The organism is Arthrobacter sp. CAN_A1, assembly GCF_015751665.1.
Classification (GTDB): domain Bacteria; phylum Actinomycetota; class Actinomycetes; order Actinomycetales; family Micrococcaceae; genus Arthrobacter_D.
In genome coordinates this window covers 304014-316111 of sequence record NZ_JADOUR010000001.1, presented here as the reverse complement: position 1 = coordinate 316111, position 12098 = coordinate 304014, and the positions used below count along the sequence as shown (strand labels likewise).

General features: G+C 64.0%; 11 protein-coding genes and 1 tRNA gene. 8 read left to right on the top strand and 4 right to left on the bottom strand.

What is annotated here, in order from left to right:
* Positions 1 to 23 precede the first annotated feature (23 nt).
* Positions 24 to 100, bottom strand: a tRNA-Val gene (locus IWX62_RS01585).
* Between the two features lie 207 nt (positions 101 to 307).
* On the opposite strand from IWX62_RS01585, the gene IWX62_RS01580 reads away from it, so the two are divergent.
* The 4 genes from IWX62_RS01580 (at position 308) to IWX62_RS01560 (ending at position 3302) form a co-directional block, all read left to right on the top strand.
* On the top strand, positions 308 to 544 hold the full coding sequence (locus IWX62_RS01580) for a DUF2630 family protein (protein ID WP_196839602.1): 237 nt from the start codon (positions 308 to 310) through the stop codon (positions 542 to 544).
* On the top strand, positions 545 to 823 hold the full coding sequence (locus tag IWX62_RS01575; RefSeq protein WP_196839601.1) for a hypothetical protein: 279 nt from the start codon (positions 545 to 547) through the stop codon (positions 821 to 823). It abuts the gene before it with no gap.
* A gap of 426 nt (positions 824 to 1249) precedes the next feature.
* The gene (locus IWX62_RS01565; protein WP_196839839.1) at positions 1250 to 2617 is read left to right on the top strand and encodes a potassium transporter TrkG; all 1368 of its coding nucleotides are present in this window, start codon (positions 1250 to 1252) and stop codon (positions 2615 to 2617) included.
* Complete coding sequence (locus tag IWX62_RS01560) at positions 2610 to 3302, top strand: potassium channel family protein (protein ID WP_196839600.1); 693 nt, start codon at positions 2610 to 2612, stop codon at positions 3300 to 3302. Before IWX62_RS01565 ends, IWX62_RS01560 begins: the two co-directional genes overlap by 8 nt.
* A 56-nt stretch (positions 3303 to 3358) precedes the next feature.
* On the opposite strand, the gene IWX62_RS01555 is transcribed toward IWX62_RS01560, so the two are convergent.
* Together IWX62_RS01555 and ku are read right to left on the bottom strand one after the other, a co-directional pair.
* The gene (locus tag IWX62_RS01555) at positions 3359 to 3625 is read right to left on the bottom strand and encodes a hypothetical protein (RefSeq protein WP_196839599.1); all 267 of its coding nucleotides are present in this window, start codon (positions 3623 to 3625) and stop codon (positions 3359 to 3361) included.
* Positions 3625 to 4488 (bottom strand): non-homologous end joining protein Ku, encoded by an 864-nt coding sequence (ku, locus tag IWX62_RS01550; RefSeq protein WP_196839598.1) that lies wholly within the window; start codon positions 4486 to 4488, stop codon positions 3625 to 3627. Before ku ends, IWX62_RS01555 begins: the two co-directional genes overlap by 1 nt.
* Positions 4489 to 4533: 45 nt before the next feature.
* On the opposite strand from ku, the gene IWX62_RS01545 reads away from it, so the two are divergent.
* From IWX62_RS01545 to IWX62_RS01530, 4 genes are all read left to right on the top strand, one after another.
* Complete coding sequence (locus IWX62_RS01545; RefSeq protein WP_196839597.1) at positions 4534 to 5025, top strand: SRPBCC domain-containing protein; 492 nt, start codon at positions 4534 to 4536, stop codon at positions 5023 to 5025.
* A 60-nt stretch (positions 5026 to 5085) separates the two neighbouring features.
* Positions 5086 to 7551, top strand: coding sequence for an ATP-dependent DNA ligase (locus IWX62_RS01540; protein WP_196839596.1), 2466 nt, complete (start codon positions 5086 to 5088; stop codon positions 7549 to 7551).
* 66 nt (positions 7552 to 7617) lie between these two features.
* Positions 7618 to 8082: an SRPBCC family protein gene (locus IWX62_RS01535; RefSeq protein WP_196839595.1), complete on the top strand. Its 465-nt coding sequence runs from the start codon at positions 7618 to 7620 to the stop codon at positions 8080 to 8082.
* A 251-nt stretch (positions 8083 to 8333) separates the two neighbouring features.
* Entirely contained in the window at positions 8334 to 9809 is a 1476-nt protein-coding gene (locus IWX62_RS01530; protein ID WP_196839594.1) for a flotillin family protein, read from the top strand.
* Between the two features lie 14 nt (positions 9810 to 9823).
* On the opposite strand, the gene IWX62_RS01525 is transcribed toward IWX62_RS01530, so the two are convergent.
* Complete coding sequence (locus IWX62_RS01525) at positions 9824 to 11929, bottom strand: caspase family protein (protein WP_196839593.1); 2106 nt, start codon at positions 11927 to 11929, stop codon at positions 9824 to 9826.
* Positions 11930 to 12098: the final 169 nt, after the last annotated feature.

Genomic DNA, 12098 nt, shown 5'->3' with positions numbered 1-12098 from the left:
CCGCGATTGCGGTGGGCCGGTCGTGGTGCCTGCGCGGGGCCTTGATCCCCGGGCCTTCCGCGTGTGAAGCGGATGCTCTACCAGACTGAGCTACACAGGCGGGTGTCGCTGCGCCTCAGCGCAGAGCAACAGTAGCTAGTTTAGGCCATACTCGGGTTGCACAAAATCCGTTGACCCCCGAAGTTGCTGACAGGACACGATGGTCTGGCATTTCAGTCTGGGACTGCATACCCTGACACCCTGAGCCCACATACACTCCGGGTAGGCTATCCAGCCTGGAACGCACCACCGTTGAGGAGTTTCCACCATGGACAACCAGGACCTTCTGCAGCGCATCCAGACGCTGGTCGACGAAGAACACCAGCTCCGGGAGGGCCCGGCGGAGGAAGCTGAGTCACGCCGCGAACGGCTGCGCCGGGTGGGCCAGGACCTCGACCAGTGCTGGGATCTGCTGCGCCAGCGCCGCGCAAAACACGACGCCGGCGGTAATCCTGCCGACGCTGGCGCCCGCCCCATTGACCAGGTAGAGGGCTACCGACAGTAAATGGCCAAGCCCGTCATCGTCTTCGACGTCAACGAAACCGCTCCGATCTGTCCCCCCTGGCACAGCACTTCGCCGAGGTGGGAGTGCCTGAGGAGCTGGCGGACAGTTGGTTCGCTGGAGTGCTCCGCGACGGCTTCGGTCTGGCCGCAGCGGGCCGGGGTGCGGGACCGATTCCACCTGCTGCTGTCCGTTGAGGACGCTCCGCTCTGGAAGCCCGCACCCGCGTCCTCCACGTATGCCGCTGACCGCTGCGCCGCCGCCCCCCACCTACACCACTGAGAGCCTCGCCGCCCTGGCGGAACAGCTCACCCGCTGACAATTGATTGGACGCGCCGACGGACAGCCTCACCGCCTTCGCCCTCGTCGGTAGCCTCATGTTCTCTCCCGCACCGTCCAGCAGCGAGCTGAGCTGACATGATGCAGGCCCTGAACGACGTCGGGTTCACGGTTCCGGCGCAGGGTGGCACCTACTGGGTGGGTGAGGCCATGCCCAAGGCGCTGCGGGCCGCACCCTACCCCGCTGAGTGAGCTTCACCATCCGACCGTAAAGAACCTATAAAGATCGCCGGTGCCGCCAGATCAAGGCGGTTCAATTGACAGATCAGCCCGCGGTTCTGCGGGGCCGGTGATTTGTGGGGGTTAGTTCCAGCGGTGAAGTCCATCAACTCCGCCATCGAGGTGACGGTGAGCGGGGCCGCGGCCATCCTGCGTGGTGCGTCCCGCTGGTCGGCCGCTACGGCCGAAGCCCTCTCGCCGAAACACCCGGCGCAATTCATTGTCATGGGGTTCGCCGCCGCCATCGCCGTGGGCACCGCCCTCCTGATGCTGCCCGTGTCCAAGGTCGGACCAGGCGGTGCCACGGTTCTCGAGGCACTCTTCACCGCAACCTCGGCAGTCTGCGTGACGGGATTGACCGTCGTCGACACTGCTATCTACTGGACGCCCGTTGGGCAGGTAATCATCCTGGTGCTGATCCAGCTCGGCGGATTCGGAATCATGGCGTTTGCCTCCTTGCTGGGAGTGCTGCTGGCCCGCCGGCTGGGGCTGAAGTCCCGGATGTCAGTAGCGGCCGAAACCAAGAACGCCGGATTTGGGGATGTCCGGCGGGTCCTGCTGGGCGTCCTGAAGGTAACACTGGTCGTCGAAGTGATAACCGCTGTCCTCCTCACTGTGCGATTCTGGGCGGGCTACGGCCACAGCCCGCTCGGAGCTGCCTGGCTGGGTGTCTTCCATTCGATATCATCCTTCAACAACGCTGGCTTCGCCCTTTTCAGCGACAGCCTCATGGGGTTCGTTTCTGACCCGTGGATCTGCGGTCCGATTGCGCTGGCCGTCGTCATCGGCGGACTTGGCTTTCCCGCTGTCTTCGAATTGCTGAAGGAGTTTCGTGTGCCCCGCCGGTGGAGCATGAACACCAAACTGGTGCTCAGCGGAACGGTCATCCTCCTGCTGACCGGTGCCCTGCTGATTACCGGCCTCGAATGGTCAAACCCGGGGACGCTTGGCCCGCTGAGCGCACCCGACAAGATACTCGCCGGCTTCTTCCAATCGGTACAGACCCGCACAGCGGGCTTTAACAGCGTCGACCTCAGCCAGGCCGACCCCGTGACCTGGTTGATCATGGACCTTCTGATGTTCATCGGCGGGGGACCCGCAGGAACCGCTGGTGGACTGAAAATCACCACCTTCGGGGTGCTGTTCTTCATCCTGTACACGGAGATCCGCGGGGGTGCTGCAGTGAACGTGTTCGGGAAACGGCTCCCCCGTTCGGTGCACCGGCAGGCGATCACTGTGGTGCTGCTCTCGGTGGCCCTGGTGGTTGGAGCCACCATGATCCTTATGCTGACCACCGACATTGGTCTCGACCGGCTGCTCTTCGAGGTGGTTTCCGCATTCGCAACGGTCGGGCTGTCCACCGGAATCACCGCCCAGCTTCCTGCTGCCGGCCAGCTGGTCCTGGTGGCTGTCATGTTTGTCGGACGGTTGGGAACCATCACCCTCGCCTCAGCCCTGGCCCTTCGGTCGCGGCCTGTTCTCTACGAGTTTCCGAAAGAAAGGCCCCTCATTGGCTAGCTTATTTTCCCCGAAGTCCCTCGACCGGATCGCAGAAGCTGACTCAGTAGCAGTGATCGGGCTCGGCCGGTTTGGGGGAGCACTCGCACTCGAACTCGCTGAGGCTGGCACCGAGGTGCTGGGGATCGACGCACGCGAGGACATCGTCCAGTCCTTCAATGGTCGGCTGACCCATGTGGTCCGCGCAGACTCGACGAACCCTGAAGTTCTCCGGCAGCTGTCCGTCAACGAGTTTGACCGGGTGGTGGTGGGGATCGGAAGTGACCTGGAAGCGAGCATTCTGACGACGTCGCTGCTGCTGCAGTTCAAGAACACCACCATCTGGGCGAAGGCAGTCAGCGAAGCCCACGCCCAGATCCTCGCCCAGTTGGGGGTGGAACATGTCATCAGGCCGGAGCACGACATGGGCAGGCGGGTTGCCCACCTGGTTCGTGGGGCGATGCTCGACTATGTGGAGTTTGAGGACAACTTTGCCCTCGTCAAGACCCGCCCTCCCCGCGAGATCTGGGACCGGGAGTTGGGAACAACCGGCATCCGTGGCAGGCACGGCGTCACGGTCGTCGCGGTCAGGCGAAGCGGTGGGGAGTGGGGTCACACCACAGCCCAGACCACCGTGTACAGCGACGACCTCATCATCGTCGCGGGGCCCACAGCCAAAGCCGAAGCCTTCAGTGCCCTCACTTAAGGCAAGAAGGGCATGGGGTACCGGTTCGTGCCCGGAGGAACACCAGCAGCCGCGGACTAGCGCAGTGCGATCCAGCCCAGAGTCAGCCCGCCCATGGTCCGGCGGAATCCGCTCTCCCCGCGGGTGAGCTCCAGCACCGCCCAGAGGCCCAGGCAGGCGAGGCTGGCGGTCCGCAGGATCCGCTGGTTGTCTTCCTTCAGAGCCATCCGGGAGGCGATCCCGAACACGGTCCAGCCCAGCACCGGCGCGTTGGGGGCCTGGGCAATGGTCTGCTCACCACGTGCATTGGTAAAAAAGCTGGGCAGGGAGGACGGGTTGGTCATTAGGCGCCTTTCGATTTTGCTTTGGCTGGTGCAGCGGTCTTCGACTCGGGCGCCTTCGTTCCGGTGGCGCCCTTCTTCTCGCGATTCTTTTCGACGCTTCGCCGCAACGCCTCCATCAGGTCAAGGACCTTGCCGCCGCCGTCGTCGTCAGCGGATTCCCCGAACGTCTCCTCGGTGTCGAGCGCCTCACCCTTCTCCAGCTTCGCGTCAATGAGGGTACGCAGCTGTTCCTGGTACTCGTCGGTGAAGTTCTCGGGATCAAAATCGGTGGAGAAGGAGTCGACCAGCGCAGCTGACATCTCCTTCTCCTTTGCTGAGATCCGCACCCGTTCATCGAGGGACGGAAACTTGGCTTCCCTCACCTCGTCGTCCCAGAGCAGCGACTGAAGCATCAGCACGTCACCACGGACGCGGAGCGCTCCCAGCCGGCTCTTTTGCCGCAGCGTGAATTGAACGATCGCCGTCCGGTCAGTCTCCTCAAGGGTGCGCCGCAGCAGGACGTAGGCCTTGGTGGAGGTCGAATCCGGCTCCAGGAAGTAGGAACGGTCAAGCATGATCGGATCAATCTGGTCGCTGGGCACAAATTCGACGACGCCGATCTCCCGGCTCTTCTCCACCGGAAGCGTCGCGAAGTCCTCTTCCGTGAGCACCACGGTGCGCTCGCCGTCGTCGTACGCCTTATCGATGTTCTTATACTCGACCACCTCCCCGCAGATTTCGCAGCGACGCTGGTAGCGGATACGACCGCCGTCCTTGTCATGGACCTGGTGGAGGCTGATGTCATGATCTTCGGTGGCGCTGTAGACCTTGACCGGCACGTTGACCAGCCCAAAAGCAACGGCGCCCTTCCAGATGGCTCTCATGTACCAAGTGAACCAGTGTTTGGGTTCCGCGGATACGATGGCTTGGTGAATCCTGAAAAAGCCCAGCCCATGGTCGCCAAGACGACAGTCGACGGGAAGCCGGCCCTCCGGTTCGAGATGCGGTACGACTTCCCCGCAGCAGTGCTGTGGAAGCACCTGACGGACCCACGCAAACTCAAGTACTGGTTCCCCTGCGAAATGGACCTGTTGCCGCGCAGGGGTGCCGAGGTGACGTTCACGTTCCCCGGGGAGCGGCCCACGAAGGGCAAGGTCCTCGACGCTGAGAAGCCGCGGCTCCTCGCCTATACCTGGGACCGTGAGGTGCTGAGCTGGGAGCTTGACGACGACGGCGATTCCGGTTGCCTGCTCTCCCTGACCAACACCCTGCAGGATCCGGAGGCGGCCGGAAACTCGGCCGCGGGCTGGCACTTCACACTGATCGGCCTCGACGACCTGCTGAACGAGCGGCCGCTCGGGCAAAACCCCGCCGACTGGGAACGGCTGGTGGCCCAGTACCAGGAGCAGTTCAGCGACTAGCCCCGGGTGCACGCCGTCCCGGAGGTGGAGTTTGATGCCATTCCGGACAAGACTGGTCCCATGGGTTCCAGTAAAGGCCAGCTGCAGCAGACCGTCACTGTGGACGGACAGCGCCTTCGGCTGACCAACCTGGACCGGGTGATCTACCCCCAGACCGGCACCACCAAGGCCGACGTCCTCGCCTACTACGCCGCCATTGCCGGGTACCTGATCCCGCACGCCCGCGACCGCCCGGTCACCCGCAAACGCTGGGTCAACGGGGTGGGGACCGCCGAGAAACCCGGCCAGGTGTTTTTCCAGAAGAACCTTGACCAGTCGGCACCGGCCTGGGTGCAACGCCATTCGATTGCCCACAAAGACCATGTCAACCTGTACCCGATGGTCAACGACCTGGCCACCTTGACCTGGTTCGGCCAGATCTCCGCCCTGGAAATCCATGTACCGCAGTGGCGGTTCGGAGCTGACGGGGAAATCAGCAACCCGGACCGGCTGGTGCTCGACCTTGATCCGGGAGAAGGGGTCAGCCTCGCGGAGTGCGCCGGGGTTGCCCGCGATGCCCGCGCGATCCTGGAGGATATGGGCCTCACGCCGTACCCGGTGACCAGCGGGTCGAAGGGCATCCACCTCTATGCGGCGTTGGACGGCTCGCAAACCTCCGACGAGGTGTCAACGGTGGCCCACGAGCTGGCCCGCGCACTTGAAGCCGACCACCCCGACCGGGTGGTCAGCGACATGAAGAAATCCCTCCGCGGCGGCAGGGTGCTGGTCGACTGGAGCCAGAACAATCGGAACAAGACCACGGTGGCGCCGTACTCGATGCGTGGCAAACTGCTCCCGACCGTTGCCGCCCCCCGCTCCTGGGCGGAGATGGAGGACCCCACGCTGGCGCAGATCGACTACCGGCAGATGATGGACCGGGTGCACGAGCTAGGCGACCTGCTGGCAGGACTCGACGACCGACCGGCGGAAGGCCGGAACGACGACGACGCCACGGCAGGCGATGGTGCAGGTTCCACCGACCGCCTCCACACCTACCGTTCCATGCGGGACGTCGCGAAAACGCCGGAACCCATCCCCGACAGTGTGGGTCATACCGGCGGCAACCGGTTCGTCATCCAGGAACACCACGCCCGCCGTCTGCACTACGACTTCCGGCTGGAGCACGATGGCGTCCTCGTCTCCTGGGCGGTGCCCAAGGGTCCGCCGGACACCCCGGACACAAACCACCTCGCCGTCCAGACCGAAGACCACCCGCTGGAATACTCAACCTTTGAGGGCACCATCCCCACAGGGGAGTACGGCGCGGGGGAGATGCACATCTGGGATTCCGGGACCTATGAGACGGAAAAGTGGCGTGAGGGCAAAGAAGTGATCTGTACCGTCCAGGGCCGTGACGACGGCGGGCTGGCCCGCAGCGGCAGCGCCGTCCGGCGGTATGCCCTGATCCACACCGGAGGAGGGGACGGATCGGGTGAAAGGAACTGGCTGATGCACCTGATGAAGGACCAAGGGGATGACCACGGTTCGGGTGGCAAACCCCCGGCGGCCAGCGACGCAGCCCCGCCGGAACTCACGCCCATGCTCGCCACACCGGGGACTACCGCTGACGTGACCGCCGAGGACGACTGGGCGTTTGAAATGAAGTGGGACGGGGTCCGGGCCATCGCCACGGTCACACCCGACGGAGTGCGCCTCACCAGCCGCAACGGCAACGACATGACCCTCCTGTATCCCGAGCTCGCTGACCTGGGTGACTACGTCAATGCCGAGAACGCGGTGCTGGACGGCGAGATCGTCGCTCTGAACCGGTCTGGCCGCCCCGATTTCGGGCTCTTGCAGAACCGGTTCAACCTCACCAAGGGCTCCGAAATTGAAGCTGCCCGCCGGAAAGCCCCGGTGCACTTCATGTTGTTCGACCTGCTCTACCTTGACGGCAATTCCCTGCTGCAGCTCCGGTACGACCAGAGACGCGAGATTCTCGAACAGGCCGTGGATAGTCCGGCGGATGGCCACATCCAGGTGCCACCAGCCCTCGATGCGACCCTTGAGGAGGCTGTCGCAGCGAGCAAGGAGCTCGGCCTTGAGGGAGTGATGGCGAAACTCACGAACGGCAGCTACGCCGCGGGCCGGCGCTCGCGGGGCTGGATCAAGATCAAACAACAGCTCACCCAGGAGGTGGTGGTGGTCGGCTGGCGTCCGGGCAAAGGCAGCCGGGCGCACAAGGTGGGTTCCCTGCTGGTGGCCGTGCCCGACGGCGTCGACCTGAAGTATGTGGGGCGGGTCGGGTCCGGCCTGACCGAACGGGACCTCGCCGAACTCGGCTCCCGCCTCCGGAAGATGTCCCGGAAAACCGCGCCGCTCGCCGATGTGCCGGCCGCCGACGCCTCGGACGCGCACTGGGTGCGCCCCGCGCTGGTCGGGGAGGTCCAGTTCAGCGAACGCACCGACGGCGGGAAACTCCGCCACCCCGTGTGGCGTGGCTGGCGACCCGATAAACGGCCGTCCGACGTCGTCATCGAACTGTAGGCGGGAAGAACCTCATAGACTGCAATAGAGGGTGCTCAAGACCGACAACATCAAAGGAGAACCACAATGAGTGAGAAATCCATCGCCGCAACCCGAGTCATCGACGCGTCAGCGGCCGCGATCTTCAATGTCCTGTCCAACCCTGAGCGGCATGCGCAGGTTGACGGTTCGGGAATGGTGCAGTCCGACGACAAGTCGGATCGGATCACCGCTGTCGGACAGGTATTCACCATGAACCAGCACTGGGAAAAGATGGGCGGCGACTACAAAACCGACAACCATGTGGTGGGCTATGACCACAACAAGTTACTCGCGTGGAAGACGGCCGAGGCCGGCACCGAGCCTGCGGGATGGCAGTGGGTGTGGGAGTTGACCCCACAGGGTCCGGACTCCACCGAGGTGGCACTGACCTACGACTGGGCCGCCGTCACCGACACGAAGGTGCTCAAGATGGTGTCCTTCCCGGCGGTTTCCGCCCACGATCTGGAGTCCTCGCTGAACAACCTGGCCGCTGCGGTGTCGGAGGCGTAACTTCGTTGCGAAACCTCGTCTGATGACTCACGCCGGAGGTCCGCCAGCTCAGCGCTGGGGGACCTCCGGTTTCGTCCCGCCGCAAACTCCTGCCGCGGATGAACGGGTCGTGTACCGTCCATAGGGTGGCGTCCGACACATGACGGGCGGTGGGGGACCGCACGGGCTCTCCAGTGATGAACCAGCCGATTCGGCCGGCACTGGAACTTCCGGCCACTCAAACCTTATTGAATCCCACAGAAGGGGCTGTAGTGGACCTCAGTCAGTTTATTGTTGTCGGCATTGTGCTCGCCGTGTTGGTGGTGTTGGCAGTTGTTGCCGCCATCGTCGCGCGTCTCGCACTGCGGATTGCAAGCCCGTCCGAAGCACTGATCATCACCGGCAAAGGCAGCCAGGAAAGCCAGCGCGTGGTGTTCGGCCGCACATTCATCAACCCGTTCAGCCAGCGTGCGTTCTCCATTTCGCTCGCCTCACGCCAGGTGACCCTCCAGATTGAGGGCATCTCCAAGAACGGCATCAAGCTGCGTCTCACCGGCGTCGCGCAGATCAAGGTGGGTGGCGACGAGGAAGCGGTGCGCCGGGCAGCCCAGCGATTCCTGAACCAGCAAGACCAGATCGACCATTACACCCAGGAAACCCTATCGGGTTCGTTGCGCTCCATCGTGGGCACCCTGTCCGTGGATTCCATCATCAAGGACCGTGCTTCCTTCGCCAAGAGCGTCAAGGAAGAGGCCGAGCATTCGATGCACAACCAGGGCCTGGAGATTGATACTTTCCAGATCCAGTCTGTCGACGATGACTCCAGTTACCTGAAGAACCTTGGCCGACCCGAGGCGGCGCTCGCCGAGAAACAGGCCAAGATCGCTGAAGCGAACGCGGCGCAGGAAGCTGCACAGGCCGCAGCTATCGCCGACGAACAGGTGGCTCTGGCTGAACAACAGCTTGCAATCCGCCGCGCCGAGCTCAAAGAGGTTGCTGACGCACGGCAGGCCCAGGCCGATGCTGCCGGACCACTTGCGGCTGCCGAGCAGCGTCAGTCCATTCTGGTCAAGGAGCAGGCGGTTGCTTCGCGGCAATCCGAGCTGCGTGAACGTGAACTGGATATTGAGATCCGCAAGCCCGCTGACGCTGAGAAGTACCGGGTGGAGCAGGAAGCCGCAGGTAAGCTCGAGCAGCGTAAGCGTCAGTCGGAAGCTGATCAGGTGGAGGCTGAAGTAGCGCTGACCAAACGGCGCCTCAGTGCTGAGGGGGACAAGGTGACCGCCGAGGCGGAGGCCGCAGCGAACACCGCACGCGGTAACGCAGCGGCGTCAGTGACCCGTGCCAACGGTGCGGCGGAAGCGGAGATCATTGCGCTCCGCGGCCAGGCGGAGGCAGATGTTGTCCGGCAGAAGGGAATTGCTGAGGCCCAAGGAATCGAAGCCCAGGCCAAGGCTTACGAGCAGTTCAACGAAGCCGCAATTCTCAACAAGGTGATGGAGATTCTCCCGCAGATCGCGCGGGAAATCGCCGCCCCGATGGCGGGAATCGACAAAATGACTGTCATCTCCAACGATGGTGCCACCCAGTTGAGCAAGAACGTATCCGGCGGGTTGCAGGAGACCTTCCAGCTACTCAAGGACACCACCGGGCTGGACGCCGTCGAGATGTTGAAGAACTGGGGTGGCGCCAAGAACGGTGCGACCCCGGCATCGCCGACCGAGAACACTCACCCGACTGTCGTCTAGCACACCCGCCGGTCTCATCCCTCAAGGAAATCGGCAGTTGCCCGCAGGAAGGCTGCCGCCGCACGTGCGCGTGCGGCGGCGTCCCCCTTCGCCTCAGCCACAATCTGACCCGCGGGGCCGGGCGCCGGCCGGAGACCCTGCCCCTCAAGCGCTGGTGCGGTCAACGGTGCGGTCAACGGTGCGGTCAACGGTGCCAGGAACGTCCTGGTCGCCGCTGCCGTCACGCCGTAGAAGTAAGGGTTTTGCCGCGGTTGATGGGCGAATGATTCAAGCACCTTCGCCAGGAAATCGGCGTTCGTGACTTTCCCGGCGCTGGGGGCCAGCAGCAGGCTGGCCGCGGCGGTGAAGTCGCCGTGCCCACCCGTCTCGTAAGCCACCTCGTCGGGCTGACAGGCGCTGAAAAGCAGCTCGCGGGCGTTGGTGCGCCGGAGCGCACTCGTGGCGGAACCGCGCCGCAGCCTGAAATTCCTGGTGGTGGTCTCGTCTGGCACGAGGAACCGGGCCCGCCGTCCATGATCGGCCGCCTGTTGCGCTCCATCAACGACTGCGACGCCGAAGGACGGTAACAGCCGGGTGCCGTCGCCTGAATGGCACGAATCGAAGAATCCTGTCAGGCTCACGCCGTCGGGCAGCAGATCGAAAATCTCCCCGAGATCGTCGTCGATAATCAGGTTCCCGCCCTGGAAATCAACCGGGCAGAGGGCCTCGTCGTGCAGTTTCTCCTCATTTCCTGCCTCCTTTTCGTCGCCGTCGAGATCGTCGACGTAGGTCCCGTGACCGGCGTACTGCACCACCAGCACGTCCCCGGTGGTGCTGTGGGTGACCAGCTCGAAGATCCCCTGGAGGATGTTGACCCGGGTGGCCTGGGCGTCGAGGAGCGTGGTCACATCGAACCCGACCGATTCCAGTTGCTTGCCCCAGGCCTGCGCGTCGGCCACACAGCCATGAAGCTCGCTGCCGGGAGGATAGGCGTTGATCCCGATGCACAGTGCGCGGCGGGTGCTCACCGGGGGTTCCTCACGGGCGATGGGTGCCACGGCCCAGGGTTCACTCACCGCCCGGGTGCCGAACGGTTTCGGCTTCTTCCCGGTGATCCGGCGGGCAACACTTTCCATGGTCGAAGAATTATCGTCAAAACCCCCATGCGAGGTGGCGGTGCTCCTGCGGGTCTGGGGCCCACCCTCGGTCACCGACCAGACCACCTCGGCTTTCGCCTTGGCACCATCCGCGCTGAAGAACTTGCGCAACTCCGGGTCTGCGTTAACGCACTCCTGCAGACCGAGGATCGGAGTGAATTCCTCCTTCTCGAAGGACGCCCGGACCAGATAGAGCAGCGACTTGCCGTACCCACCCGGGCAGGTGTCAGTCAGTTCCGTATCCTGCGTCATGGTGAACATGGCCAGGGACTTGATGCCTTTACCGGTCTCCGGGGCCAGCATCGCCTTGAAGGTGTCCGTTCGGACAGCCGGAGCCAGCAGGCTCACGGTGGTGAACTCCGGAACGCCGGCCTTGAGCGCGGCTGGCACAAAATGGGAGTGGAAGATGGAACCGGCGCTATGCCCGACGGCGTGCACAGTGGTCTGGGGATGGGCTGAGACATACTTCGCCAGGGCTTGGGCGACATAGAGAGCCCCGCCTCCGGGTGCCGACGCATCCTCGGCGAACTGCTTCATCTCGCCCCAGATCTTCTCCCCGTTGGCCGCCCTTGCCAATAGCTCGATCGCCCTGTCTTTCACCTCACCGAGCACCCCGCGGGTGCCGGGAAGTGCACCAAAAACCGCGTCGAGGAAGCCGGTCTCCCAGACGAAGAAGATCGGATACACCCCGTTCGATTTCCACCACTCGCTCTGCAGGTGGGCGGACCGCAACCCGGCGCCCTCGCTCACCAGGCCGCCGTGGGCGTACAGCATGATCGGTACAGCTGAGTCCGCCGGAGCGAAGGCGGGAAGATGCCGCTCGAAAATGGCGTCCACGTCGGCGGCGGTGGTGCTGGTTTCCCCGCCGGTGGAGAACCTGCCGCGGGTGAGGTTCACGATATGGGGCTTGAGGGCTGCGATCTGCCCGGCACTCAGCCCTGAGCCGCGTGGGGCTGTGGCGGTCGCGGCGGTGGGGGTACTCATGGCTACTCCTTGGTGAGCGGCATTCGCTTCGGTAGCAGTGCCACGGCGACGGCGACCGCACAGGACGCAGTATCCGCCGGGGCCTGTTACCGGGGTGTTACTGGGGATGATCCTTGACGGCCGCGCCGCGGAGGTGGATATTGCAGGTAGCTGCCCAGTGGGCCACCAA